Below are 24,706 nucleotides of genomic sequence, written 5' to 3' on the forward strand. Positions count from 1 at the left end.
AAATAGGAAGAGGAATATGTTTTAAATTACACTTTCTTTAATGCTCCATATTTTCAAATAACTGTACTTGACTTTTTAATCTTTCAATCAATAAATTCATCATTCTTTTGTTAAGACTTGAAGAATTTTGGATATAAAGTGCATATTCATCCATAGTAAACAATGCGATAATCATTCCTTTTAAAGCATTTCGAAACTTGATGTCTTTTTGAATGGCATTTTCTATAATTGCCAATTTATTTTCGACTGTTTTAGTATAAAAATCTCTTTTGTATTTACTGATGTAATTTAAAAAAGAAGCAATAAACAAATCATTTTGAAATTTCAATATAGGCCTAAGTACCTCATTTTGAAACAACTCTTCTGAAGACGACTGATTACTCACAATTCCTAATGATTCTCCTCGAATTTCTTTGATTAATTGATCTCTCTGATTCATCTTTTTTTTCTTTAAAATTATAAAAATTACTGTTAGCAATGTCTTATTTTAGCATTATTAAATAAAAAATTATGAGATTTCATACCAGAAAATGGGTAAAACCAGAAGATTTAAACCCTAACGGCACTTTATTTGGTGGAAAATTATTGGCTTGGATTGATGAAGAGCTGGCTTTATATACCATCATCCAACTCGAAAATTCCAGAATTGTTACCAAACACATGTCGGAAATCAATTTTAGAAGCTCTGCAAGACAAGGCGACATTATAGAGATTGGCATTGATGTGGTTAAATTTGGTCGTAGTTCGATTGAATTAATTTGCGAAGCCAGAAATATGATGACACGAGAAACAATCATCACTATTGCCAGTACGACTATGGTCAATTTGGGCGATGATGGGAAACCAAAAGCACATGGAAAAACGGAGATTGAGTATGTAAAAGATAGGATAGGGTAAAAAAGAGACTAAGAGACTACAATTCTGATGGATAATAAAAAATACACCCTTACGTATCAATAAAGTAGATTGGACTGAAAAGGTTAACCCCGTAGGAAATATAAGTTATTGTTTTTTACCCGGCTAAAATGAACTTATATTTCTTACATGGTTAAAATTAAATGTTACTCATATTAGAAAATACTACTAAGATTTTACAATAGTTTCTGAAGGCATTACAAAAATCTCTAAATCAAAATAGGTAATCGAAGCAATGATATGATCAAATATATCAGCTTGTATGTATTCGTAATTCTCAAAACGTTTGTCTTTAGAAAATGCATAGATTTCAAGAGGAACACCATAAGGAGTTGGTTGCAATTGCCTGCAAATCATCAACATATCCTTATTTAATCCTGGATATTGCTGTAGGTATTGGGTAATGTATTTTCGAAATAAACCTAGATTGGTCAAGTTTCGACCATTTATGGCTAAACTTTTGTCAATTTTATGACCACGGTTATAATTGTCAATATCGGTTTTTCTAAGGTCAATATAAGTACTCAAAAGATCAATTTTTTTCAAATCAATAAGTTCTTCATCTTCCAAGAATCGAATACTACTGGCTTTTATAATGATATGTCTTTTGATACGTCTGCCGTCTGAATTTAACATTCCTCGCCAGTTCTGAAAAGAGTCGGAACTCAAACTATAGGTTGGAATCGTAGTGGTTGTATTGTCAAAATTTCGAACTTTCACGGTAGCCAAATTGATTTCGATCACATCCCCATCAGCACCATAACGATCCATGGTAATCCAATCGCCAATTCGCACCATATCATTTATGGCTACTTGAACGCTTGCTACAAAACCCAAAATAGTATCTCTGAAAACTAAAATAATTACTGCAGAAACCGCTCCAAGTATAGTTAATAATTCCTTTTGATCAATATCAAAGAGTTTAGAAATAATCAATGCAATTCCAAACATCCAAAGCACAATCATAATTACCTGAATAAAACTATCAATAGGTTTATCACTGTAACGCGTAATTAATTTTAAATAATCGCGTAAGGAATTAAAAATAGTTCGGATAATCCATAAAATAAGCAATACAATGTAAACCCCAACTGTTTTGCCAAAAATACTTTCCCAATATTCAAACTTTTCTAGAATTACTGGAACCGATTTGTAGACAAAAAATAATGGAAAAAGATAAGCAATGTACTTAGCTGTTTTATTGCTTACTAATAAATCATCAAACTTAGTTTTGGTTCTTTGAGCAACCAGTGCCATAATAGTTACCAATATAAATCGGAAAACAACATATAGACCGTAGGCCAAAAAACACAATAAAATAGTATTAAAAAATAGACTCCAATAAGTTGACGCACTTCTACTCATACCCCAATTTCTAAAAATAGGGTAAAGAAATTCAAAAATAAATTGGATGATTTTGTTCATGTTTTACAAATATTTTTTCTCGATATAAAAAGTTCCAAACGGCAATAACGAAGCAATCAATATAATTCCAAAAACTTTTAAATTCCAATTTTGAGCCTTTTTTAGCAAAAAAGCCAATAAAATGTATCCTATAAATAATACACCATGACTCATACCGATGGGATATAACAATGTTTTGTAAAGTTCGATATTTGTTGGCTTAATAAAAAGCATATTCGAAAATAAAACCAAATAAGAGATGCCTTCTAAAATGGCAGTAATTTTAAAAATTTTAAGCATTTGTCGTTTTTTTACAATTAAAAAAGGCAAAATTAGGTAATAACATTGATTATTGCTGTATTCATTAACAAAGTAAATTACTTTTGTATTCTTAAACTTTGAAAATGAGCAAGCGCGATTTAAAAAAATATTTGAATGAACTTAATAAAGAGCAATTGGAAGAACAAATTCTGGAACTGTATGAAAAGTTCAGTCCAGTAAAGGTGTATTACAATTTTGTCTTCAACCCAAAAGAGGAAACTTTATTACAGGAGTGCAAACTCAAAATTTCCCATGAATATTTTCCACTGCAAACAAAAGGAAGAAGAAAGAAACCAAAAATGCGACGTTCTGTAGCACAAAAATACATCAAGCATTTTATTCTTTTAGGTGTAGACCCATTTGTTATTGCTGATGTGATGCTTTATAACATCGAAATTGCTCAAACTTTTGCTTCAGAAAACACAATAAAACAAGAATTATTTTATAAAAGTATCTTCAACTCTTTCGAACAGGCCATAAAATTCATCATTTCAAACGGAATTATCACTGAATTTAAAAGCCGATTAATTGCTATTACCAATGAAACTTTAACCCAAAAATGGAAGAATGTCGCTGATTTCAAAACAAATATCGAACTTCTAGAGTACTAAATGTTAAATTTAGAATCAATTTTAATTAATCTGTCCTATATATTTTTAAAAAAATTTGGCTGAATAACTGTTTTTTAGGCGTATTTTTGCAAAAATCCAAAAATTCACAATGCATCAAGACACTTTAGAAATTGAAATTGAAGTCAAAAAGGAACTTTACGCTTACCAACAAGGAGACATTGACGCCATATTTGAGCGAATAGACAATGCCCCTGCAAAACACCATTTATTATATCAATTGCCAACAGGTGGAGGAAAAACAGTAATTTTTTCTGAAATCGTTCGTCGCTATTTATCCCAACACAACAAAAAAGTGGTGGTGCTTACACATCGTATTGAATTGTGTAAGCAAACTTCAAAAATGTTAAAAGGATTCGACGTAAAAAATAAAATCATCAACAGCAAAGTAAAAGAACTTCCAGACCAGAATGACTTTTCTTGTTTTGTGGCAATGGTCGAAACTTTAAAAAACCGAATTAATGATGAAAAACTTCATTTAGACAATATCGGTTTAGTTATTATTGATGAGGCACATTACAACTCTTTCAGAAAATTATTGAGCTCTTTCAAAAATGCATTCATACTTGGAGTGACTGCAACACCTTTGAGTTCAAACATAAAATTACCTATGCATGAAAGCTACGATGAATTAATCGTAGGAGACACCATCAGTTCATTAATCGAAAATGGTTTCTTGGCAAAAGCCGTTACCTATAGTTATGATGTGGGATTAACATCATTAAAAGTAGGTATCAACGGAGATTATACCGTAAAATCATCCGATGATTTATATACCAATATGGCCATGCAAGAAAAATTATTGCACGCCTATACCGAGAAATCTTTAGGTAAAAAAACCTTAATTTTTAATAATGGTATCAATACATCTTTATATGTATATGAAACTTTTAGAGAAGCAGGCTATGCCATTCGTCACTTAGACAATACTAGCAGTAACGAAGAACGAAAAGAAATTTTACATTGGTTCAAGCACACACCAGATGCAATTTTGACATCTGTTGGTATTCTTACCACCGGTTTTGATGAACCAACTGTAGAAACCATAATATTAAATAGGGCCACAAAATCATTGACCTTATATTATCAAATGATTGGACGTGGTTCACGAAAACTACCCAACAAAGATGAATTCTATGTTATTGATTTAGGAAATAATGCTGCTCGTTTTGGACTATGGAGTGACCCAATCAATTGGCAACATATCTTTAAATCTCCAGAATTTTACTTAGAAAACTTAAGAGATGATAGCGAAATAGAATTGCATTTTAAGTACACTATGCCTCCTGAATTGCGTGCCAAATTTCCAAAAACCGAAGATGTAACTTTTGATGTAGACGAAGAACATAAATTGGTCATCGCTCAAAATTTAAGATCTAAAGTGGTTCTAGAAAAATCGATAGATCAACACGCCGCTATGTGCGTAGACAATACCGAAGAATTAAATGAAGCTAAAGCACTTTCAAGAGAATTAGAAGCTGATATTGAATACCGCGTCAAACGTTTTTCAAAATGCCTTAGCCAATGCAGCAAGAATTACAGAGAATGGCTGATGGACGATTACAAACTAAAAATGACCCTGTTAATCGGAAAAAAATATCGTGAAAAAATCATGAACGAAGCCGATTAAAAAGAGTGATCAGTGATCAGTTTTTAGTATTCAGTAAAAATATGAATCAAATAGCGATCGGGGGTGATATTTTTCAAGAGCCAATCCCGCTATCCGTTACAATCTTTGTGGGCTGAACCCCAGCCCAAAAAGGATTTTCACTGCTATCAGGGCTCATATCTTTGACTATGTTAAAAATATGAAATGTATCTTTGAAATACAACAATTGATAAGCAAAACGAAATGGCCAAATTCTATCGGGGCGAAATACATCTTTTGATGATATTGTAGACATTAGGTTAATCCATTTCGTTTTTATTACATTTCGAGTCACAATAGTACTTAAAGACCAGAATTTAATTTGGATCTTGTATAAAAAATGAGCAAAGATTTATGTAATATTTTGTTTATTGATTCTAAATCAAAGAGTTATGAATTTAAAGTATTCTGTTGGATTAGACGTTTCAAGCAAAAAAATTAATGCTTGTATTAGTGTTATTGATGAAAAACAAAAGGTAACTGTAAAGTCAAGTACCATTATTTCTAACACATTAAAAGGATTTTCTTCTTTGGAAGAGTGGATTTTAAAGCATAAAAAGGAAACTATTCCTGTGGTAATTTGCATGGAAGCTACAGGGATTTATCATGAGAATTGTGCTTATTGTTTGTTTGGGAAAGGATTTGATGTTTCTATAATTTTGCCTAATAAAGCAAAAAAATATTTGGAAGCTATTGGGCTCAAATCAAAAAATGACAGCATTGATGCCAAAGGATTATCACAAATGGGAGCCGAACAGTGCTTAGATTTATGGCAACCAATGGGATCCTTTTTCTATGAATTACGATTGTTGACAAGGCAACATCAAAATGTTACCGAATTGAAAACGGTTTTAAAAAACCAATTAGATGCGTTGAGTTTTGCAATGCACCATTTGGATTCAGTTACAAATCAATTAGAGCAAACCATAATTTTATTTGAGACACAGCTCAAAGAGTTGGACAAAGAAATAAAGATTCATTTGAAATCTAATAAAGAAGTTTATGACAAGACTGAAAATATATTGAAAATGAAAGGATTAGGAATTTTAACATTGAGTACTATTTTGGCTGAAACCAACGGTTTTACATTATTTACGAATTACAAACAGTTAGTGTCTTATGCGGGTTATGACGTAGTTGAAGCACAATCAGGAAAGCGTGTTGGTAAAACCAAAATATCAAAAAGAGGGAATTCAAGAATAAGACGCGCCTTACATATGCCGTCATTGGTAGTTATTCAATGCAAAGTTAAACCCTTCAAAGATTTATATGATAGAACCTATGAAAAACATGGAATAAAAATGAAAAGTTATGTGGCGGTTCAAAAAAAGATACTGACAATGATTTATCATTTATGGAAAAAGAATGAAGCTTACGATGCTATTTATCAGCTAAATATCCAAGAAGAGGAGCAAAAGTTGACCTCTCGGGCAATTGGCTTCGAAGAAGACACAATAGCAAAAAATAGCCCCAACATAAAAATTGAGGCTACACAAGGTAAACATCCAGTGAATAATCGCAAGAAGCTTCCTCTCGGTGTAACAAATATATAAAAATTAACCAAAATAAATTAGGTATTGAAGATAGTACCTAAAACAACATTCTGCTATTCAATAGCATTTTACAATTAAAAAACAAAAAAGCATGTCAGTACAATTTTCAGATTTAGGCGTTTCAAAAGGAATACTAAAAGCGATTACCGAAATGGGAATTGTAACCCCAACCGAAATTCAGCAAAAAACCATTCCGTTATTGTTGTCAAACAGTACCGATGTTGTGGGACTTGCCAAAACGGGAACGGGAAAAACCGCTGCTTTTGGTTTGCCTTTAATACAATTAGTAGACACTACCGTTTCTGCTGTACAAGCCGTAATTTTAGTACCTACAAGAGAATTAGGGCAACAAATTTTTACTAATTTAGAAAGTTATGCCAAGTATCTTCCTGATGTTTCTATAGCGGCCGTTTGTGGCGGAATTCCAATTAAACCACAAATCGAACGATTAAAAACACCAACACACATCGTCGTAGCAACACCCGGTCGATTAATCGATTTGTTGCAACGCTCTGCCATTAGCCTAAAAGAAACTAAGTTCTTAGTTCTCGACGAGGCCGACGAAATGGTGTCGATCCTTAAAGAAGCGCTAGACGAAATCATAACCGAATTACCCAAAACATACAGAACCTTTTTGTTTTCGGCGACTATGCCAGGAACCATTAAGCAATTGATCCAGAATTACTTAAATAAAAATGTAGTTCAAGTAAGCGCCAACATGGAAACTGTCGGTAATCAAGGAATTGATCACAACTATATAGTGGTAGATCCGATAGAAAAACTCGATGTTTTAATGCATTTCCTGAATTCAAAAGACGGAGAGCGCGGTATTATTTTTTGCAAAACCAAAGCTGCTGTCAATAAACTGGCCAAAAATCTAGCCATTAACCGATTTTCATCAGGTGCTTTGCACGGAAGTTTGTCACAAGGTATCCGTGACCGAATTATGGAACAATTTCGTGAGGGACACATTAATATTTTGGTAGCTACCGATTTGGCAGCCAGAGGAATCGACGTAAAGGAAATGGCTTATGTGGTCAATTATCATTTGCCTGACACCTATGAAAACTATGTGCACCGTAGCGGAAGAACAGCCAGAGCAGGAGCCAAGGGACTTTCTTTGACTATTTTGCAACCTGAAGAAGTTGCTGAAATAGCAGATTTCGAAAAAGAATTGGGAATACAGTTTACCAAATACAAAAAACCGTCTGTTGCGAGTATTGAAGAAAACAACACCCTTTTGTGGGCGAAGCAAATCTTCAAAACCAAACCCAATCACGATGTGGATGCCGAATTAAAAACAAAAATTAAAACCATTTTTCATCATCTGACCAAAGACGAATTGATTGAAAAATTGTTGGCCAACTATTTATTGCAAAACAAAACTGAAATAGCAGAAAAGCCTGTTAAAAAATTCAAAAACTAAATTTTAGGCCTAATATATATTGTACTTTTATGAGATAGTATTAAAACAATCTTTCTCATAAAAGTCTCAATATGAAAATAGTAATCATAGGCGGTGGTTTTGCTGGAATTAATTTAGCCAAAGAACTTGCCAACCACAAAGGAATAGAAGTAATTCTTGTTGACAAAAACAATTATAATTTTTTTCCGCCACTCATCTATCAGGTAGCAACCGCTTTTCTGGAACCCTCAAGTATCAGTTATCCTTTCCGTAAATTTTTTGCAGGTAAAAAGAATCTGCAATTTCGTTTGGGCGAATTGCAAAAAGTAATTTCTGCCGAAAACAAAATCGTCCTCAATAACGGAGAATTGCATTATGACCGCTTGGTTTTTGCAACGGGCGCCGAAACCAGTTATTTTGGGATGGAAAATGTCAAGAAAAATGCCATTCCGATGAAAACGCTGAATGATGCCATTGAAATGCGCAATGCTTTATTGAAAAACCTCGAAAAAGCTGCTATTTGCAAAGACATTCGCAAACGAAGAACACTGTTAACCATTGTTGTTGCTGGTGGCGGACCTACAGGAGTCGAAGTTTCTGGTATGTTTGCCGAAATGAGCAAAAATATTTTACTCAAAGAATATCCCGAATTAGGCACCACAGCCAGTAATATTTATTTGGTCGATGGGGGAGACGCCTTGTTGTCGCCTATGAGTTTGGAATCACAAGCAGATACACTTGAAGCAGTAACAAAACTTGGGGTTGTCGTAAAGCTAAACACCCGTGTGGTCGATTACAAAGACGACACCGTATTCTTTGCCGATGGAAATACCATTCAAACCAAAAACTTAATTTGGGCAGCAGGAGTTTCAGCAAGGGAATTTGAAGGAATTCCAGCAGAAAGTTACGGTCGTGGCAAACGAATGGCAACTGATGCTTTCAACAAAGTGAATGGTACCGAAAACATCTACGCCATTGGCGATACATGCATCCAACTCAACGATGTAGATTTCCCGAGCGGTCACCCGCAAGTAGCGCAAGTGGCAATCCAACAAGGAATAAATTTGGCCGAAAATTTTAAACTAACACTTCAAAACAAGTCGCTTAAACCCTTTAAATACAAAGACAAAGGCTCTATGGCCATCATCGGAAAAAACAAAGCCGTTGTTGATTTGCCCAAACCCAAAATGCATTTCAAAGGCTTTTTTGCTTGGATGATTTGGCTATTTGTGCACCTGATGTCTTTGATAACGTATCGCAATAGATTGAATACTTTTTATCATTGGATGATTGCCTACTTCTCCAAAGACCAATCCTTACGTATGATTATCAGACCGGAGAAGAGAACAAAAGTTGATGCATAGCTCAAAATAGTTTTTACTATGAAACAAGTTGAAGAATGTTTTACAAGCTGACCCAAATCAGTTAGCTAAAGAAAATAGGGCGTATGAAATAATTCATGACTTAGGCGATTCTATTAAACATGGACAATTAAGAAGACAAGCAAGACAATGTTCAATAAGTGTCTCAACAATGTTTGAAAGAAGTCCCGATGCAACGTTTAGATTTTTACGAAATAGAATTGCAATTATGCATAATACTTACGGTAAAATTGATTTTATGGAATGTGCAATAGAAGCTTCAAGATTTGTTGCAGAAAAACTAGATGTTCGAACAAATTGGAATCCGCAAATAATTAACCGTAACGGAGAATTTTCTAATGAAATTAATATTCATGCTAGTTCTGAAAATCAAGTATATTGGACTGGTAACGCTTTAGAATTTGTTGAATTTGATGCAGATGGAAATTATAAAAATGTAGATATGAATGGGCAAGTATTATTTAGTTTGACTATAGTTGATAATTTGAGTATAGGTCAAATAACAAAATAATAAAATAAATGAAAACCCTATAGCGTTATAAACCCGATTGCTAGATTTTAAATCCATACAAGCAGAGTAAATCCACATTAAAGATCATCCTTTGTTTCTCAATATTAAGAATAAAAACTTCCTTCAATTACAATAAATTTCAATTCGTTCCTCAATACAAAAATAGTTTTTATTGGATGTTGCTACATATCCGAAGATTAGACTTAATTTAGCCGAAAATCAGCTTTACAATCGAAACAGTATAATCAATAGTGGTTTGATATAAGCTGCTATATCAACAAAATGACTCAAATAAATTAAATGGAAAACAAACAAGAAATTAATAAAATTCTCAAAAATAAATACATTCCAACTGCTGAGTTTTATAGTCAAATAATTGATAGTTTACAAGACTATTCCATTTTTACATTAGATAATGATTTCATAATAAATAGCTGGAGTTCAGGATCAACAAAGATATTTGGATACGAAACAGATGAAGTTATTGGAGAACCTTTTGATTTAATTTTTACAGAGGAAGATTTAAAGAATGGTGTTCCTAAAAAAGAAATCGAAACCGCTTTAAAAGAAGGCAGAGCAACCGATAATAGATGGCACATTGCCAAAGACAAAAGCCTGTTTTATGCCTATGGATTGGTTTTTCCGCTCATTGGTTTAAACGGAGAAATGCTTGGCTACGTCAAGGTTTTAAGGGATTTGACTGACAGAAAGCAATCTGAGGATGCCATAAAAAATTACGTCAAAGAACTGGAAGATCTTAATACTCACAAAGAGAGCGTTATGGCAATCCTTTCGCACGACTTAAGAAGTCCATTATCAGCAATTATTGGAACTGCAAAATATTTAAAAGAAAATTTTCGTAAAATGAATCCTGATGCCGTACAGGAAATGCTAGACTTGCTTTATAAATCCTCTACTGATGAATTAGAAATGTTGGACTATTTGGTAGAATGGGCAAGAATAAAATACGCATCGGACACTTTTTCTCCAACAAAATTAAAACTAATCGAATACATTGATAAGGTTTTTGATACTTTAAATGAAACGGCTACAATAAACACCATAAATCTTCATCATGAAATCGAAGAGAATACCTCTGTGTTTGCCGACAGTAAAATGTTGATTTCCATTATTCAAAATATTGTTTCAAATGCGATAAAACATACCGAAAAAGGGGGTTCAATTACAGTTTCGGCAAAAAGTAAAGAAGACAAAATTATTGTTCAGATTAAGGACACCGGAATTGGAATGTCTAGAGAAATAATGGAGAAACTTTTTACTCCGCAAATGAAAACGCTTTCTGAAACAAGAAAAAAGAATAAAGGAGCCGGAATTGGATTGTTATTGGTAAAAGGCTTTTTAGAAAAAAACGGTGGTGAAATTTGGGTCGAAAGTATTGAAGGGGAGGGTTCTACTTTTTATTTTACATTACCTATTGAGAAACCTTTATATAAAATTGGCAGTTCAGACGAAATTATGTTTGATGAAAGTGCCTAATTTTGTCGTTGAAAAGAGACATTATAATTTTAAAATAGATTTTTTTACTTTCTAAATCAAATAGTATATGCTAAAAAGACATAGCATTTATTGGTAATATTTATTTTGATTATATAGTTGGTCGTAGCAACAGTTTACTATCCAGGTGGATCACAATTGGACAAAAATTCTATAGGTTAAGATAAGAAAAACAACTATATCAGTAATCTTATCACCTTTGCTGTATCAATATTTTTGGTTTTTGGCTTGGAATATTTCACCAAAAAAGAAGTTTTTTGATTTCATTATAGTAGCAAAGCTTAATGCCCTATCATGATTTCATAATTCTTTTGCCAATATTCAAAATAATGAAAGCTACAATCGTGATAAAAGTCATAATGGCAACCATCGGCACCATAGAATCTTTAACAAAAACTCCCACTACAAGCGAAGCTAAAGCTCAAATTACCAATTGAGTAGCACCCATTAATGCAGATGCACTTCCCGTATTTTTAGCAAAAGGAGCAAAGGTTATACACAACCTAGCGAAGCCAAAATATAGACCAACAATCCAATAAACAATGGTTTTTTACGGCCAAAATGATCCAATAACGGCCTATATAATAATTGTCCTGCCGATATTCCAATAAAATAACTGGATAACGACATAGAAACAGCAGCCACAGTAGTTTGAAGGTCATTGGCAATTCCAAAAAATTATGGAAGATACATATCAATTGAAAACGGTACAAGTGCTGTCATAAAACCTAAAATCAGAATTATTTGGATGTATTTTGCTTTAGTCATTTTTAAGAGCCTTTTTTTTGCAAAAGGAACTCTTAAATAAGGTTTTAGAACACTTTCATTGACCAATTTGTTTTGAAAAAATAAAGATGCAAATCAATTCAATAATTATATAACACTTTAGCAAGACATTGAACCTAATTTTGCATCTAATATCCCCCCAATTTACATACTTAATTTTATTATCGCTATGGACACCAAAAAACTCCGTTTATTATTGATTGCATCAATAATAACTATCATGACTTCCTGTTCGTCTAATGAAAACTCAGATGCAGTTGAAGCAAAATTAACAATTGTAATTGATTATAATTATAGTCCTGACGAAATTAAAACTATGACTTTAATTAATGATTACAGAATTAGTATTGGGTTGAATACTTTGGTAAAAATTAATCATATTTCCTATAAATCTGAAGAACATAACGATTATATGATTACCAATAATGTAGTGAATCATGATGATTTTGTAGCTCGATCTGAGAATATTATTAATTCATTGGGAGCATTACGAGTTAGTGAAAATATTGCGTATAACTATAATAGTCCACAAGGTGCATTTGATGCTTGGTTGAAGAGTCCAGAACATAGAGAAAATATTGAAGGAGATTTTTCAAATTTTGGAATTTCAATACGAGAAGACCCAATTAATCATAAAAAATATTATACCAATATATTTGTAAAAATATAAGTGTTTTAAAACTAAAAAGCAACCTAACAAATAAAACACTAATTAGATAGCTTTCCTTATTTAAGTTTAAAAAGAGTACTTTTTGCAGATTTTCATATTTAACGATGAATAATAAATATAATTCTAATTGTATTAGTAATTTTGAACTTTTTTTTGTCTAGACATATTTGAACTATAATTTATATTATGTAAAATAGAATTTATCAAAAACCATATGTATAATAATAATGTTGCCCCTTTAAATTGATGTGAATATCCACAATGTTTTAACCTAAAAAAAACATCTTAAAATTTAAGACGCTTTTTTAATGTTTTAATTTACAACCTATTTCACTTCAAAACCAATTATCCAATTATCCCAAACTAGTTCAACATCTGTTGCATTCATGATATAAGTTAATTTTTCAGTAGTAGAATCTGCGATTTGTTGTTTTACTTTTATACGTAGCTGATCATCTTTTGAATTGTATTTATAAGCGCCCCATTGTTTAGCTTCCTTATTAAAAATAATTGTACAATCTTCTTTGTTAGGTATAACAAAAAACGAATATTTTCCAGCAGGCAATCTCATACCTTCTATTGTAAGATCTTTATCCGTCTCGAATGTTGTTGCATCATTTGCTCCAGCACGCCAAACTTCACCAAAAGGAACTAATTCACCCCATATTTTTCTTCCTCTTACTGAAGGACTTCCATAATTAATTTCAATTTTAGCTCCATTAATCATTCCAGTTACTTTTTCGGCAGAGCTCTTTGGCTTATCTTGCGCATTTGCAAATGAAAAAGCAAAAAACGAGAATAAAACTAGGAGATATATTTTTAAAATTTTCATATTTTATTTATTTATTTAGCAATAAAAATAAATATTTAGAAACAATACCAACCTAAAATATTTAATTTTATGATAATTTTAACAATAATGCAATTTATTAAAAATAGTTTTTATAGCTTTATTTAGAAGCCTATTTTTATTATTTTTACAAGTATTACTTTACTACAAAACTATGAATACAATTGCTGAACATATTGCTGATTTTCTAAAAGAATACCCACCATTTGACAACTTAACTTTTCGAGAACTATCAGAGATAGCTACCAGTATTCGCGTTTTAAATTTAGAGAAAAACGACACTTTATTTCAAATTAACGATAAATTGCACGATTGTTTTTATGTTGTGGCATCTGGTGCTATCCATTTATCTGTCATCGCTGATGCAGAAGAAACTTTATTAAACAAATGCCATGCTGGTGACATTTTAGGATTACGACCGTTCTTTGCTAAAAACAATTACATGATGACTGCCAAAGCAAGAGAAGAAAGTATTGTTTATGGAATACCTATTGCAACATTTAGACCATTTGTAGCCAATAATCCTGATGTATTAAACTTCCTTCTAGAAAGCTTTGCCAACAATACATGGAATCCAAAAGAAAAAGAAAATCTGAGAAGTAAACTCGCTTCTGACAACATATCGTATGTTGATCAAAAATCGGAAATGCAATATTTTCAAACACTTTCATACAATAGATCTCCACTAACAGCCACTATTAATGACACTGCCAAAGACATAGCTTTTCGAATGACAGAAAATCTATCGAATAGTGTTGTTATTTGCGAAAATTTTTTACCCATTGGAATTGTAACTCATACCGATATGTGCTCCAAGATAGCAACTGGTGTATTTCCACTTACAATTACAATGAAAACTATTATGTCTTCACCCGTTGTTACAGTTGTTGAAAACGTTTCTTTGGCTGAAGCACAACTTATAATGCTAAAAAACAATGTTACCCATTTGTGTGTAACTCTTGATGGAACCGATAAATCTGCTGTTAAAGGTGTAATTTCCGAACATGATTTAATTATTGCTCAAGCAAATAATCCAGGGGTTTTAATCAAAGAGATAAAAAGAGCTACAAGCGCAAAGGATCTAAAACATCTTAGAGATCGATTAACTGAATTAATCCAAAATTCAATTCAAAAAAATATTCCTCTTTCAAATATAAACAATATTGCCAGTGAAATTAATTCAGCTATATTAAAACGTTCCGTTGAATTATCAATATTAGACTTGGGATCACCCCCTGCTCGATTTGTCTGGATGAGCATCGGTAGTCAGGGTCGAAAAGAACAATTATTACTAACTGATCAAGATAGTATGTTGATATTTGAAGATGTTACACCTGACAAATATAGAGATGTGAGGGATTATTTTTTAAAATTAGCCAAACGAACAACTGCAATTCTTGAAAAAGTGGGATATGAATTATGTCCAAATGGTCATATGGCAAGCAATATGCTTTGGTGTAAATCACTAACAGACTGGACTAAACAATATGACAACTGGATGAATACTCCAGGTGAAAACAGCAATGATTTAAGTAGTATTTTCTTTGATTTAGAACTTATTTTTGGTGAGAAAAAAATATTTGAAGTTATTGAAAATGTAATTTCTAAAAATTTAGAACATAATGTTTTGTTTTTTGATTTTTTAGGCAACGATGCTTTAAGAAAAAATGCACCTCTTACTTTCTTTAAAAAATTCGCTGTAGAAGAAGAAGAACCTAACAAAAATAAATTTGATATAAAAACCAAAGCTTTAATGCCTCTTATAGATGGCGCGAGGTTATTTGCACTACATTTTAATATAAAAGCACTAAACAATACATACTTACGATTCAAACAACTAGCTATTATTGATAATAAAAATTCAGATATCTATTTAAACTGTGCAGATGCTTTCTTAACTTTATCTAAATTTAGAGTAAATGAAGGCTTGAAAAATGAAAATTCTGGCCAGTTTATCAATTTAGAAGAATTGTCTAAACTAGATAAAGAAAAATTAAAAAATGCTTTAGCTCCAATGAAAGAACTGGAAGAATTAATTAAAAGTAATTTCAAACTTACTCAATTCTCATAATTATGCTCGACTGGTTAAAAAACATAAATAAAGAATATCCTGATTTTTGGAAAACTTACTTAGCTAAGTTTGAACATAAATCAAACCGTTTTGTTGTTTTTACAACTGAAACTTCAGGATTGAACCCAGAAAAAGACGTAATCTTATCCATTGGTTCTTTCGCTATAATAAATGACTGCATACAAATTGGAGATAGTTTTGAAACTATTCTATTGCAATACAAATACTTTCATGATAATGGTTTATCTAATGAATTTATTTTAGAAAGCAAAATGAAGAAACTCAGTGAGCCTGAAGCAATACAATCATTTATAGATTATATTGAAAATGCTGTTCTAATAGGACATCATGTTGATTTTGATGTAGATATGATTAATAGTGCATTAACAAAATTGGGATGTGGTCGATTAAAAAATGAAGCATTAGATATAGATGTTATGTATCGCAAATTAATGGAAATTAATGATAAAGAATTTTCACTTGATGAATTATCAGCTATTTTTAAACTTCCAAAATACTATCGAAATTCACCTGCAGAAGATGCATACACTATTGCATTGTTATTTTTAAAATTAAAAAAAAGGTTGGGTATAAAATAATGTTTAGAAAATTATCTTAAAGTAATTATTCTTTGAAAACGTCCGTGATGACTAATTGAAACAGGTTTAATTGAATTTGAAGGTAAATCAAAAATAAAAGGAATTCCATTTTCTTTCTTTATGTTTTCAAAGTTCTCTAAAGTAATAATGTTATCTAATAATTCAAGCCTAGAAACAGCAATTGAATAAATATAAGAATCTGTTATTTGCGTTTGTGTATAAAATACAAAATCACCAATCGAAACTATTCCTGAGAATTCATCTTCAAAATGACACTTTAAGCGCAAAGGAAAATAACCGCTAATTCCTGTTTCGCGATTATAAATTTTATACGATGACTCTTTTCTAGTCCATAAATTCCAAACCATTTGTTCTGGATTGGAATCATTATGAATTAAATTTTGTTCTTCCTGAGTAAAAATTTTCTCCAAATAACCTTTTCTTCGCCAATTACTTTCTTTTCGAACTAAAAATAAATCAACAATATCATTGCCTATCATTTTTTCGCCAACTCGATTTCAATAATTTCAATTGCAGTTTTTACATTTGCCATTTTCTCCATTGATTCATTATCAATCATAATATCAAACTTTTCTTCAATATCCAATATCACATCAACTAAATTTGCTGAATTTATTTTCAAATCATTTATAAAAGTAGTTTCTTCTGTTAACGAATCAAATGATTCTTGATCTTGTACATATGGTTTTACAATTTCCTTTAATTGTTCTAATGCAATTTCTCTATCCATATTTATTTTGTATTAAAATTATTATATTTTCATAGTGATTATTAGGTTGTGAATTTTTTAAAAACCACACATCCATTTACATCTCCAAAACCAAAACTAGCTTTCAAAACAATTGTCACCTCTTTTTCAATAAGCTCCATGGGAATTCTAGAAACATCGATTATTGAAGTAATTTCAGGATGTACATCTTCACAATTTCGATTTGGAAAAACATATCCTTTATACAACTGTAATACAGATGCTACACTTTCTATACTTCCTGCCGCAGACAAACAATGACCTACGGTGGATTTCAAAGAATTGATATACGGAAAATCTATTCCTTTACGCCCTAATGCTTCACTCCAATTTGAAATTTCCAAACTATCCTTCGTCGTAGCGGTAAGATGTCCATTAATAGCATCAACATCTTGACCTTTAATTCCAGCATTTGCCATGGCTTTCTGAATGCATTTTTGAACCGCAACTGGATTTGGTGCTGTTAATGTTCCCAATCCTCTTTGTCCTCCAGAATTTAAGGCCCCTCCTAAAACTTCTGCATATATTCTAGCTCCTCTTGCTAAAGCAGTTTCTAAATCCTCTAAAACCAATGACCCTGCTCCACTGGCCGGAACAAATCCCGAAGCACTGACAGACATAGGCCTTGATCCTGTTTCTGGTGAATCATTATGTTTGAAAGTACAAACTCGCATTGCATCAAATCCTCCCCAAATGTAAGGTCCAGAATCACTCGTACTTCCCGCTAAAATCCTCTTTGCTTGTCCCGATTTTATGCGGTCATAAGCCATAATTATACTTTCAGCCCCTGTTGTACAGGCTGAAGAATTAGTTGTAACTTGATTACCCAAGCCCAATTTACCTGCTAAATAGGCACTTATACCACTATTCATCGTTTGAATAACACTTGTGCTTCCTAAATTTCGGGTTTTAAAATCATCAATCTTATATATGCTTTCTCTAAATTTTTCTATCCCAGATGTTCCTGCTCCAAAAATAGTTCCACTATCCCAATCAGGATCGTCTCGTATTTCCATTGATAAACCTGCATCTTTCCAAGCATCGATTCCAGCGATAACACCATATAAAATACCTGTCGCATTGAAATTTTTAAGCTCTAATTCAGTAAAATAGTGCAAAGCCAATTCATTTGAAACAACAGGCATTCCAGCTATTTGACAGGAAAATTTCAATCTTTCTAATTCCTCAAAATGTCTGATTCCAGAAATACCGTTTTTTACAGCATGTTCAAACGCATCCAGTCCCACTCCATTTGGAGCTACTATACCAAGACCTGTTATGACAACTCGATTTTTCATTTTATTTGTATTTTAAATCACCATTCCTGAGATTGTCCCACTGCAAACTATTTCTTTTTTCTCATTTTGCATACTCACTTTGCATTTCAATTTTCCAAATCTAAAATAGATTTTTTGAGAATGAACAGTTACTTTTTCATTCGGAAAAACAGGTTTTAAAAATTCTATTTCTGTTGATGTTAAAGCCATTAAAGTATTTTTATTAACTTTTTCATTTAATAAAAATACACCCAAGCAAACCAATCCTATTTGAGCCATCACTTCGATCAAAATAACTCCTGGTGTAACTGGATTATCTTTAAAATGCCCTTTATAAAAATCCAAATCAGCATCAAAAGTATATTCCCCTTCTACACCATTTTCATCAATTTTGATGATTTTATCCACAAACAAAAACGGTTTGGAATATGGCAATTTTGAAATTATATCAATTTTTTCCATTCAAATATTATAAAAAAACTAAAACTGCAACAAAACCCGTTGAGCTGAGAACCCAGGTCCAAAACTCAACATCAAACCCTTAGAGCCTTTTTCTAGTTTTTTATCCATAAAACGTTCTAAAACATACAATACAGTTGCACTTGACATATTTCCATAAAGCTTCAAAACTTCTTTAGTGTCATCAATATTTTTACCATATCCCGAAAAGAGATCCTCCACAATTTGAACAATTTTTTTTCCACCGGGATGAAAAATTAAATGATCTATATCTTCTATTTCCAAATTGTTCTTTTTCAGGAAAGGATGAATAATATCTTCAAAATGAGAAGCAATAGTCTCTGGCACTCCAATATCCAAAATCATTTGCAAACCTGAATTCGTCAATTTAAAACCCATCATGTGAATATTATCATAAAAATGATACATCTCTTCAGCCAAAATCTCAGGTCCTTCCTCCTCTTCAACCGAGGAAAGCAAAACACAAGCCGCACCATCACCAAAAATAGCCGCACTTACTATGTTTGCCATCGAATAGTCATCCAATTGAAAAGTAGCCGTAGGACTTTCAACCGCAATAATCGCTGCTCTTTTTCCGGGATTGGTTTGAAGAAAGTTCTTGGCATAAATAATTCCAGAAATTCCTGCCGCACAACCCATTTCGGTAACAGGCAATCGTATAATATCCTGTCGCAATTTTAAACTATTAATCAGATAAGCATCTAACGAAGGAATCATAATTCCCGTACAACTCACAGTGATGATATAATCCAAATCCTCCGGTAACCATTGCGCTTTTTTTAAAGCTTTTTCCAAAACTTTTTCACCCAAATCAATCACCTCTCGAACATAAATATCATTTTTGGCTTCAAACGATGCGCTTTCAAAAACTTCTATCGGATCCATAATCGAATATCGTTTATCAACGGCTGCACCCTCAAATATTTTCTTTACTTTTCGAATAAAACGTTCCTCCTGCCCTTCTAACCAAACATCCAAAAATGGAAGAATTTCCTCTGTAGTCCTTGAATACTTAGGCAATTGCTTGGCAACACATTTTATTTTTACACTCATTATTTTATTTTGAAGCTATTATTTTTAAATTCAATAATCAACACTAAAATTTCTCTACAATCCATTGGTAACGAAAAGCCCATTTCCATTGGATACTAAACTTTTTAAACCTTAACTCTTCAGAAAAGGCAATCAGTTCTTCTCTTTTAAAACCTCTTAATATAGATACCAAACCATCATTTCGCGACATTTTATTCAGTCTAAAAACAATGCAAAACCCTTGAAATAATCGATAAGCTATGCTGCTTCTTTGCAAATCATTCACCACAAAACCAATACTTGAATTTTTGTTAAACAATGCTAGTAATTTAGTTATTTCATCGTTTTTAAAATGATGTAAAGTCAAAGTACACAATATTATATCGCATTTTAATTCATTAAAAGATTTACTAAAAATATCTTCACACCTATACTTTATATTTGGATAATTTACTGACAAATCTATTGCATAATTTACAGTAAAATAATTAGCATCAACCCCAATCAGATCTAAATTCAAATTAGCACTTAAACCGAAATCAGCTAATTTTCGCAACATATCTCCATTCCCACAACCAACATCCACAATTGTGATAGTTCCTAAATGTGGAACTTTTTTAAGCAATTTACGAACACCTCTCAAAGTCAATTGATTTCCTCCTAACAACTGGTTTATAGAAGCAATTTTATCCAGCGCCTCTTTTAATTCGTCTCCTTCTAAATCAAAATCATCCATGATTTCAGGGTCGTCTGTTCTGTTTTGTGTATCTACAAGCACTAATTTTAAATTATTTCAGATTAAACGCTATAGTTCTTATTTATTTTGGATGGATGTCACCATTACAGTTGTCATTAAAATTAATTACCCAACCGTAATTAACTTGCCGTGTGTTTGTTTAATAATGACTGGTATTAAAAACGGAAATTTAATCATTATCCTCATCAATAACTTGTAAAATTTTTGTTTTTGCAGTATAAATGTTAAAACACGTCCCATTTTCAACCTTTTTTTAAAATTAACATTCCATTCTCGAATATATCTTTCTTCCAATTCTTTTCTAGATTTGATTGTACCAACAGAGAATCCCCCTACCAATTCAGATACTATCTTAGCACTATGAATCGCCATTGCCATTCCGTTTCCACACAGAGGATGAATGAGACCCGCACTATCACCGATCATCAAAATATGATTTTCTACCATCTCTTTTTTATCAAATGACACCTGACTAATCGACAATGGAGTTTCAAAAAGAATTTTACTTCTTGCAAAAATCAATTTCAGATGCGGATTCTTAACTACAATTTGATTTTGAAAATCCTCAATATTTTTAAATCTTTTAAAAGACTCATAACTAGCCAAATAACAAATATTTATAGTGTCATTTTCTACTTTTGAAACCCCACAATAACCCCCTTCAAAATTATGCAAACCCACCAAATCATCTGGAAATTCTCCCGAATAATGAGCTTTTACAGCTAACCAATGTGATTTTTTTTGAACAAATGACCGTTTTAATTTCTGATCGATATTGGATCTTTTACCAAAAGCGCCAATTACAATCGAAGAGACGAAAATCCCACTGTTTAAAGTTGAAATTGTAAAACTATCTTTTTCATAAACAACATTATCAACACTATCCTTTATGATTATACATCCATTTTCGATGGCTTTTTTGAATAAAAAAGCATCCAAAACAAATCGGCTAACGCCAAAACCGCCAAGCGGTAAATCACAATTGATTCGGGTTCCATCTGCAGTTGAAAACTCCAGTTTCGAGATATGAGTAGGATTTAAATCGGATATATTTAGCGATAGCCAATCCAAATAAGGAAGTATTTCATTTGAAACATATTCTCCGCAAACTTTATGTTTTGGATATTCATTTTTTTCGAACAAAATGACTTTTAATCCAATTTTAGTCAAATGTATGGCAGCTGTAAGTCCAGCCAAACCTCCTCCGATAATAACAACCTCTTTAGAATCATTCATAGAAAAGTCATTTTTATGACAATTAATCTTCAATCTTTGGTGAAAATACACAAATGTTATCTGAAAAACGAATTGAAGTAGTAATTTTACAAGAAAATAATAATCTAAAAAATTAAAATTTTGGAATTTGTTTTTTGATTTTTCAAGTCCTATATTTGCTTTCGAATAAAAAACCTATGGAACAATTTGTAGTATCGGCACGTAAATACCGTCCACAAACATTTAAAGATGTGGTGGGACAAAAAGCAATTACCAACACACTACTCAACGCCATAGAAAACAACCATTTAGCTTCTGCGCTTTTATTCACAGGACCTCGTGGTGTTGGAAAAACAACTTGCGCCCGTATTTTGGCTCGAAAAATCAATCAGCCTGGATACGATGATCCTACTGAAGATTTTGCTTTTAATGTATTCGAACTAGATGCTGCTTCCAACAATTCAGTAGATGATATTCGAAATTTGATCGATCAAGTTCGTATTCCTCCACAAACCGGACAATACAAAGTATATATTATTGATGAGGTTCATATGTTGTCTTCGGCAGCTTTTAATGCTTTTTTAAAAACATTGGAAGAACCGCCAAAACACGCCATATTTATATTGGCAACCACCGAAAAACACAAAATTATTCCAACGATTTTATCGCGTTGTCAAATATTTGATTTCAAAAGAATTACCGTAAAAGACGCTAAAGAACATCTTGCTGATGTCGCTACAAGTCAAGGCGTTGCTTTTGAAGATGATGCGCTTCATATTATTGCCCAAAAAGCAGATGGTGCGATGCGTGATGCTTTGTCTATTTTTGATAGAGTGGTTTCTTTTTGTGGCGATAACCTAACGCGTCAAGCGGTTACAGAAAATTTAAACGTTTTAGACTACGAAACCTATATCAACGTCACCGATTTAATTTTGGAAAATAAAATACCAGACTTGTTGATGGCTTTTAATGATATTTTATCCAAAGGTTTTGATAGCCATCATTTTGTATCAGGGTTGGCAACTCATTTTAGAGATTTATTGGTAAGCAAAACGCCTTCGACACTTGTATTGCTTGAGGTTGGAGAGCAAGCACAAAAAATGTACGGAATTCAAGCACAAAAATGCAGTCAAGAGTTTCTGTTAAAAGGAATCGAAATTGCCAATGATTGTGATTTAAAATACAAAGTCAGTCAAAATCAACGACTACTTGTCGAGCTTTGTTTGATGCAACTAGCCTCTATCACTTATGATGGAGAAAAAAAAAAGTTGAGCAATTTATAATTCCGCCTACTCATTTTAGAAAAGTTGCAGATTATTCCATAGCCGAAATTTCGAAGGAAAAAGTTCAAACTCCAATTGCAACCGAAGTAAATGCAAAGGAAATTTCAAATAGCGAAATCTCAAAACCTGCAGTTTCAATAGCAGAAAAACCAAAAGTTCAACATACTGAAACACCTAGTATTCCCAATAACGAAACTAAATTTTCAGCTTTATCGCTTTCCAGTATCCGAGCCAAAAAGGCTTTAGAAGAAAATTTAAAAGGATTTGTCAAAACAGACAATACAGCCACATTGCCTACAGAACCTTTCTCAGAAACAGAAATGCTTCTACAATGGACAAAATACGCACAAAAACTTGGCGAAAAGGGGTACAAAATAATGGAATCCTTACTTTTAATCAATGATCCAAAACTTAATGGTGCCAATATTACTTTTGAACTACCTAATGAGGGCTCTAAAATAGATTTTGAAAGTGAAATAATTGGACTCTTGGGGCATTTACGCGGCCATTTACACAATCACAACATCACTATAGAAGTAAATGTAAACGAAAGCATCGAAATCAAAAGAAGCTTTACCGACCAAGATCGCTACAACAGATTTCTAGAAATCAACCCAAATATTGAATTACTGAGAACTACTTTTGGTTTGGATTTAGATGCATAAAAAAAGGATAGAAATGAAATTTTTCTATTACAAAATGTTATTTTTATATCAATTAACAACAAACTATAACGTTATTTTTAAACTTTACTAACAATTAAAAAAACTAAAAATGGAGAATAAACTAGCAAATCCTGCACCCTTAGGCCTTTTGGGTTTTGGAATGACCACAATTTTATTGAATATTCATAATTTGGGTATCTTTCCCGTCAGTGCTGTAATCATATCGATGGGTATTTTTTATGGCGGTTTGGCCCAAATAATAGCCGGAATATTGTCATTCAAAAACGGAAAAACATTTGCAGGAACTGCTTTTGTCTCCTATGGTTTTTTCTGGATTTCCCTAGTGGGTATTTGGCTTTTTCCAAACACCGGTTTTGAAATGGCCGGCACAACGCCAGCTCCTTTCTTCGGATGCTATTTAGCCATTTGGGGGATTTTTACCGCATTTATGTGGTGGGGAACTTGGGGTGGCAGCAAAGTACAGCAATTTGTTTTCCTTTCATTAACCATTTTATTTTTCCTTTTGGCGGTATCAAAATTCACTGGAAGCGAAACCATCACAGTCATTGCTGGAGGTCTTGGCGTAATTTGCGGAAGCAGTGCTTTTTACCTCGCAATGGCCGAACTTTTGGAAGAAGTAAAAAACAAAAGAGTTTTACCTTATTAATATTCAGTTCTTCAATACTATACAAAAGGCTCCAAACAATCATTCGTTTGGAGCCTTTTTCAGTTTAAATTATATAAATATTATTTAATGATTCTTAATTTGGGCGAGTCCCTTCGTAAAAACTTCGGGTCGTGCTGTTCGTTCCCGCTTTTTTTGATCCCGTAAAAAAACGGCATCAAAAAAGAGCTCCACTTCCATCACTCTCGCAAAAACTGCATATAACCTATTCTCGTTTTAACCCAGAATCCGCATTAGACTTAGTAGCGAAACTAAATTATTAAATAAAAGCAAGAGCTCACGGA

The 24,706-nt window shown here is 32.4% G+C and carries 27 protein-coding genes; 14 read left to right on the top strand and 13 right to left on the bottom strand.

Features of this window, described 5'->3' with window-relative positions:
• Positions 1-37 precede the first annotated feature (37 nt).
• A complete protein-coding gene (locus tag OZP06_RS16795; RefSeq protein ID WP_269222885.1) occupies positions 38-439 on the bottom strand; it encodes a glyoxalase in 402 nt (133 codons plus the stop codon).
• A 71-nt stretch (positions 440-510) separates the two neighbouring features.
• Here OZP06_RS16795 and OZP06_RS16800 point away from each other — a divergent pair, with 71 nt between their 5' ends.
• Positions 511-897 (top strand): hotdog domain-containing protein, encoded by a 387-nt coding sequence (locus tag OZP06_RS16800; protein ID WP_269222886.1) that lies wholly within the window; start codon positions 511-513, stop codon positions 895-897.
• A 186-nt stretch (positions 898-1,083) separates the two neighbouring features.
• Here the strand turns inward: OZP06_RS16800 and OZP06_RS16805 are convergent, their stop codons facing one another.
• Entirely contained in the window at positions 1,084-2,340 is a 1,257-nt protein-coding gene (locus tag OZP06_RS16805; RefSeq protein ID WP_269222887.1) for a mechanosensitive ion channel domain-containing protein, read from the bottom strand.
• Positions 2,341-2,343: 3 nt separating this feature from the next.
• Positions 2,344-2,619, bottom strand: a complete 276-nt coding sequence (locus tag OZP06_RS16810) for a DUF3817 domain-containing protein (RefSeq protein ID WP_269222888.1) — start codon at positions 2,617-2,619, stop codon at positions 2,344-2,346.
• Positions 2,620-2,723: 104 nt separating this feature from the next.
• Here OZP06_RS16810 and OZP06_RS16815 point away from each other — a divergent pair, with 104 nt between their 5' ends.
• Both OZP06_RS16815 and OZP06_RS16820 read left to right on the top strand, forming a co-directional pair.
• On the top strand, positions 2,724-3,251 hold the full coding sequence (locus tag OZP06_RS16815; protein ID WP_269222889.1) for a DUF6155 family protein: 528 nt from the start codon (positions 2,724-2,726) through the stop codon (positions 3,249-3,251).
• Positions 3,252-3,360: 109 nt separating this feature from the next.
• Positions 3,361-4,899, top strand: coding sequence for a DEAD/DEAH box helicase (locus tag OZP06_RS16820; protein WP_281239641.1), 1,539 nt, complete (start codon positions 3,361-3,363; stop codon positions 4,897-4,899).
• 73 nt (positions 4,900-4,972) lie between these two features.
• Here OZP06_RS16820 and OZP06_RS16825 read toward each other — a convergent pair whose 3' ends face one another.
• The gene (locus OZP06_RS16825) at positions 4,973-5,173 is read right to left on the bottom strand and encodes a hypothetical protein (RefSeq protein WP_269222890.1); all 201 of its coding nucleotides are present in this window, start codon (positions 5,171-5,173) and stop codon (positions 4,973-4,975) included.
• Positions 5,174-5,309: 136 nt separating this feature from the next.
• On the opposite strand from OZP06_RS16825, the gene OZP06_RS16830 reads away from it, so the two are divergent.
• The 5 genes from OZP06_RS16830 to OZP06_RS16850 all read left to right on the top strand — a co-directional run bounded on the left by OZP06_RS16830 (position 5,310) and on the right by OZP06_RS16850 (position 11,265).
• Positions 5,310-6,470: an IS110 family transposase gene (locus tag OZP06_RS16830; RefSeq protein WP_269222240.1), complete on the top strand. Its 1,161-nt coding sequence runs from the start codon at positions 5,310-5,312 to the stop codon at positions 6,468-6,470.
• 91 nt (positions 6,471-6,561) lie between these two features.
• A complete protein-coding gene (locus OZP06_RS16835) occupies positions 6,562-7,896 on the top strand; it encodes a DEAD/DEAH box helicase (RefSeq protein ID WP_269222891.1) in 1,335 nt (444 codons plus the stop codon).
• A 71-nt stretch (positions 7,897-7,967) separates the two neighbouring features.
• Positions 7,968-9,239 (top strand): NAD(P)/FAD-dependent oxidoreductase, encoded by a 1,272-nt coding sequence (locus OZP06_RS16840; RefSeq protein WP_269222892.1) that lies wholly within the window; start codon positions 7,968-7,970, stop codon positions 9,237-9,239.
• Positions 9,240-9,267: 28 nt separating this feature from the next.
• The gene (locus OZP06_RS16845; RefSeq protein WP_269222893.1) at positions 9,268-9,768 is read left to right on the top strand and encodes a hypothetical protein; all 501 of its coding nucleotides are present in this window, start codon (positions 9,268-9,270) and stop codon (positions 9,766-9,768) included.
• A gap of 300 nt (positions 9,769-10,068) precedes the next feature.
• On the top strand, positions 10,069-11,265 hold the full coding sequence (locus OZP06_RS16850; protein WP_281324006.1) for a PAS domain-containing sensor histidine kinase: 1,197 nt from the start codon (positions 10,069-10,071) through the stop codon (positions 11,263-11,265).
• 510 nt (positions 11,266-11,775) lie between these two features.
• Here OZP06_RS16850 and OZP06_RS16855 read toward each other — a convergent pair.
• Complete coding sequence (locus OZP06_RS16855) at positions 11,776-11,913, bottom strand: MFS transporter (RefSeq protein WP_269224632.1); 138 nt, start codon at positions 11,911-11,913, stop codon at positions 11,776-11,778.
• Positions 11,914-12,238: 325 nt separating this feature from the next.
• Between OZP06_RS16855 and OZP06_RS16860 the strand changes: the two genes are divergently transcribed.
• Complete coding sequence (locus OZP06_RS16860; protein ID WP_269222895.1) at positions 12,239-12,739, top strand: CAP domain-containing protein; 501 nt, start codon at positions 12,239-12,241, stop codon at positions 12,737-12,739.
• 325 nt (positions 12,740-13,064) lie between these two features.
• On the opposite strand, the gene OZP06_RS16865 is transcribed toward OZP06_RS16860, so the two are convergent.
• Positions 13,065-13,571, bottom strand: a complete 507-nt coding sequence (locus tag OZP06_RS16865) for a DUF2911 domain-containing protein (protein ID WP_269222896.1) — start codon at positions 13,569-13,571, stop codon at positions 13,065-13,067.
• Positions 13,572-13,743: 172 nt separating this feature from the next.
• Here OZP06_RS16865 and OZP06_RS16870 point away from each other — a divergent pair, with 172 nt between their 5' ends.
• The gene (locus OZP06_RS16870; RefSeq protein ID WP_281239634.1) at positions 13,744-15,660 is read left to right on the top strand and encodes a DUF294 nucleotidyltransferase-like domain-containing protein; all 1,917 of its coding nucleotides are present in this window, start codon (positions 13,744-13,746) and stop codon (positions 15,658-15,660) included.
• Positions 15,661-15,662: 2 nt separating this feature from the next.
• Positions 15,663-16,259 (top strand): 3'-5' exonuclease, encoded by a 597-nt coding sequence (locus tag OZP06_RS16875; protein WP_281239633.1) that lies wholly within the window; start codon positions 15,663-15,665, stop codon positions 16,257-16,259.
• An 11-nt stretch (positions 16,260-16,270) separates the two neighbouring features.
• Here the strand turns inward: OZP06_RS16875 and OZP06_RS16880 are convergent, their stop codons facing one another.
• From OZP06_RS16880 to OZP06_RS16910, 7 genes are all read right to left on the bottom strand, one after another.
• Positions 16,271-16,759 (bottom strand): 4'-phosphopantetheinyl transferase superfamily protein, encoded by a 489-nt coding sequence (locus OZP06_RS16880; protein WP_269222898.1) that lies wholly within the window; start codon positions 16,757-16,759, stop codon positions 16,271-16,273.
• Entirely contained in the window at positions 16,756-17,010 is a 255-nt protein-coding gene (locus OZP06_RS16885; RefSeq protein ID WP_269222899.1) for a phosphopantetheine-binding protein, read from the bottom strand. The genes OZP06_RS16880 and OZP06_RS16885 overlap by 4 nt, the downstream gene beginning before the upstream one ends.
• Positions 17,011-17,051: 41 nt before the next feature.
• Positions 17,052-18,326: a beta-ketoacyl-[acyl-carrier-protein] synthase family protein gene (locus OZP06_RS16890; protein ID WP_269222900.1), complete on the bottom strand. Its 1,275-nt coding sequence runs from the start codon at positions 18,324-18,326 to the stop codon at positions 17,052-17,054.
• A gap of 12 nt (positions 18,327-18,338) precedes the next feature.
• Complete coding sequence (locus tag OZP06_RS16895; RefSeq protein ID WP_269222901.1) at positions 18,339-18,767, bottom strand: FabA/FabZ family ACP-dehydratase; 429 nt, start codon at positions 18,765-18,767, stop codon at positions 18,339-18,341.
• An 18-nt stretch (positions 18,768-18,785) separates the two neighbouring features.
• Entirely contained in the window at positions 18,786-19,838 is a 1,053-nt protein-coding gene (locus OZP06_RS16900; RefSeq protein WP_281324007.1) for a type III polyketide synthase, read from the bottom strand.
• A 43-nt stretch (positions 19,839-19,881) separates the two neighbouring features.
• Positions 19,882-20,595 carry a methyltransferase domain-containing protein gene (locus tag OZP06_RS16905; RefSeq protein WP_269222902.1) on the bottom strand — a complete coding sequence of 238 codons (714 nt, stop codon included), beginning with the start codon at positions 20,593-20,595 and terminating at the stop codon, positions 19,882-19,884.
• A gap of 84 nt (positions 20,596-20,679) precedes the next feature.
• Complete coding sequence (locus tag OZP06_RS16910) at positions 20,680-21,810, bottom strand: NAD(P)/FAD-dependent oxidoreductase (RefSeq protein WP_281324008.1); 1,131 nt, start codon at positions 21,808-21,810, stop codon at positions 20,680-20,682.
• A 176-nt stretch (positions 21,811-21,986) separates the two neighbouring features.
• Here OZP06_RS16910 and dnaX point away from each other — a divergent pair, with 176 nt between their 5' ends.
• The 3 genes from dnaX (at position 21,987) to OZP06_RS16925 (ending at position 24,404) form a co-directional block, all read left to right on the top strand.
• Positions 21,987-23,072 (top strand): DNA polymerase III subunit gamma/tau, encoded by a 1,086-nt coding sequence (gene dnaX, locus OZP06_RS16915; protein ID WP_281324009.1) that lies wholly within the window; start codon positions 21,987-21,989, stop codon positions 23,070-23,072.
• Between the two features lie 377 nt (positions 23,073-23,449).
• Positions 23,450-23,737 (top strand): DNA polymerase III, encoded by a 288-nt coding sequence (locus OZP06_RS16920; RefSeq protein ID WP_281324010.1) that lies wholly within the window; start codon positions 23,450-23,452, stop codon positions 23,735-23,737.
• A gap of 109 nt (positions 23,738-23,846) precedes the next feature.
• Positions 23,847-24,404, top strand: a complete 558-nt coding sequence (locus tag OZP06_RS16925) for an acetate uptake transporter (protein ID WP_269222904.1) — start codon at positions 23,847-23,849, stop codon at positions 24,402-24,404.
• Positions 24,405-24,706 lie beyond the last annotated feature (302 nt).

Source organism: Flavobacterium sp. IMCC34518, from assembly GCF_027111095.2.
Taxonomy (GTDB): domain Bacteria; phylum Bacteroidota; class Bacteroidia; order Flavobacteriales; family Flavobacteriaceae; genus Flavobacterium; species Flavobacterium praedii.

Excerpts from the sequence above, each read along its gene's own strand:
- OZP06_RS16840 (WP_269222892.1), top strand. The coding sequence starts at position 7,968 with ATGAAAATAGTAATCATAGGCGGTGGTTTTGCTGGAATTAATTTAGCC.
- OZP06_RS16820 (WP_281239641.1), top strand. The coding sequence starts at position 3,361 with ATGCATCAAGACACTTTAGAAATTGAAATTGAAGTCAAAAAGGAACTT.
- OZP06_RS16885 (WP_269222899.1), bottom strand. The coding sequence starts at position 17,010 with ATGGATAGAGAAATTGCATTAGAACAATTAAAGGAAATTGTAAAACCA.
- OZP06_RS16850 (WP_281324006.1), top strand. The coding sequence starts at position 10,069 with ATGGAAAACAAACAAGAAATTAATAAAATTCTCAAAAATAAATACATT.
- OZP06_RS16890 (WP_269222900.1), bottom strand. The coding sequence starts at position 18,326 with ATGAAAAATCGAGTTGTCATAACAGGTCTTGGTATAGTAGCTCCAAAT.
- OZP06_RS16810 (WP_269222888.1), bottom strand. The coding sequence starts at position 2,619 with ATGCTTAAAATTTTTAAAATTACTGCCATTTTAGAAGGCATCTCTTAT.
- OZP06_RS16855 (WP_269224632.1), bottom strand. The coding sequence starts at position 11,913 with ATGTCGTTATCCAGTTATTTTATTGGAATATCGGCAGGACAATTATTA.
- OZP06_RS16910 (WP_281324008.1), bottom strand. The coding sequence starts at position 21,810 with ATGAATGATTCTAAAGAGGTTGTTATTATCGGAGGAGGTTTGGCTGGA.
- OZP06_RS16895 (WP_269222901.1), bottom strand. The coding sequence starts at position 18,767 with ATGGAAAAAATTGATATAATTTCAAAATTGCCATATTCCAAACCGTTT.
- dnaX (WP_281324009.1), top strand. The coding sequence starts at position 21,987 with ATGGAACAATTTGTAGTATCGGCACGTAAATACCGTCCACAAACATTT.
- OZP06_RS16900 (WP_281324007.1), bottom strand. The coding sequence starts at position 19,838 with ATGAGTGTAAAAATAAAATGTGTTGCCAAGCAATTGCCTAAGTATTCA.
- OZP06_RS16815 (WP_269222889.1), top strand. The coding sequence starts at position 2,724 with ATGAGCAAGCGCGATTTAAAAAAATATTTGAATGAACTTAATAAAGAG.
- OZP06_RS16805 (WP_269222887.1), bottom strand. The coding sequence starts at position 2,340 with ATGAACAAAATCATCCAATTTATTTTTGAATTTCTTTACCCTATTTTT.
- OZP06_RS16830 (WP_269222240.1), top strand. The coding sequence starts at position 5,310 with ATGAATTTAAAGTATTCTGTTGGATTAGACGTTTCAAGCAAAAAAATT.
- OZP06_RS16880 (WP_269222898.1), bottom strand. The coding sequence starts at position 16,759 with ATGATAGGCAATGATATTGTTGATTTATTTTTAGTTCGAAAAGAAAGT.
- OZP06_RS16835 (WP_269222891.1), top strand. The coding sequence starts at position 6,562 with ATGTCAGTACAATTTTCAGATTTAGGCGTTTCAAAAGGAATACTAAAA.
- OZP06_RS16920 (WP_281324010.1), top strand. The coding sequence starts at position 23,450 with ATGGAATCCTTACTTTTAATCAATGATCCAAAACTTAATGGTGCCAAT.
- OZP06_RS16860 (WP_269222895.1), top strand. The coding sequence starts at position 12,239 with ATGGACACCAAAAAACTCCGTTTATTATTGATTGCATCAATAATAACT.
- OZP06_RS16825 (WP_269222890.1), bottom strand. The coding sequence starts at position 5,173 with ATGTCTACAATATCATCAAAAGATGTATTTCGCCCCGATAGAATTTGG.
- OZP06_RS16925 (WP_269222904.1), top strand. The coding sequence starts at position 23,847 with ATGGAGAATAAACTAGCAAATCCTGCACCCTTAGGCCTTTTGGGTTTT.
- OZP06_RS16870 (WP_281239634.1), top strand. The coding sequence starts at position 13,744 with ATGAATACAATTGCTGAACATATTGCTGATTTTCTAAAAGAATACCCA.
- OZP06_RS16795 (WP_269222885.1), bottom strand. The coding sequence starts at position 439 with ATGAATCAGAGAGATCAATTAATCAAAGAAATTCGAGGAGAATCATTA.
- OZP06_RS16800 (WP_269222886.1), top strand. The coding sequence starts at position 511 with ATGAGATTTCATACCAGAAAATGGGTAAAACCAGAAGATTTAAACCCT.
- OZP06_RS16875 (WP_281239633.1), top strand. The coding sequence starts at position 15,663 with ATGCTCGACTGGTTAAAAAACATAAATAAAGAATATCCTGATTTTTGG.
- OZP06_RS16865 (WP_269222896.1), bottom strand. The coding sequence starts at position 13,571 with ATGAAAATTTTAAAAATATATCTCCTAGTTTTATTCTCGTTTTTTGCT.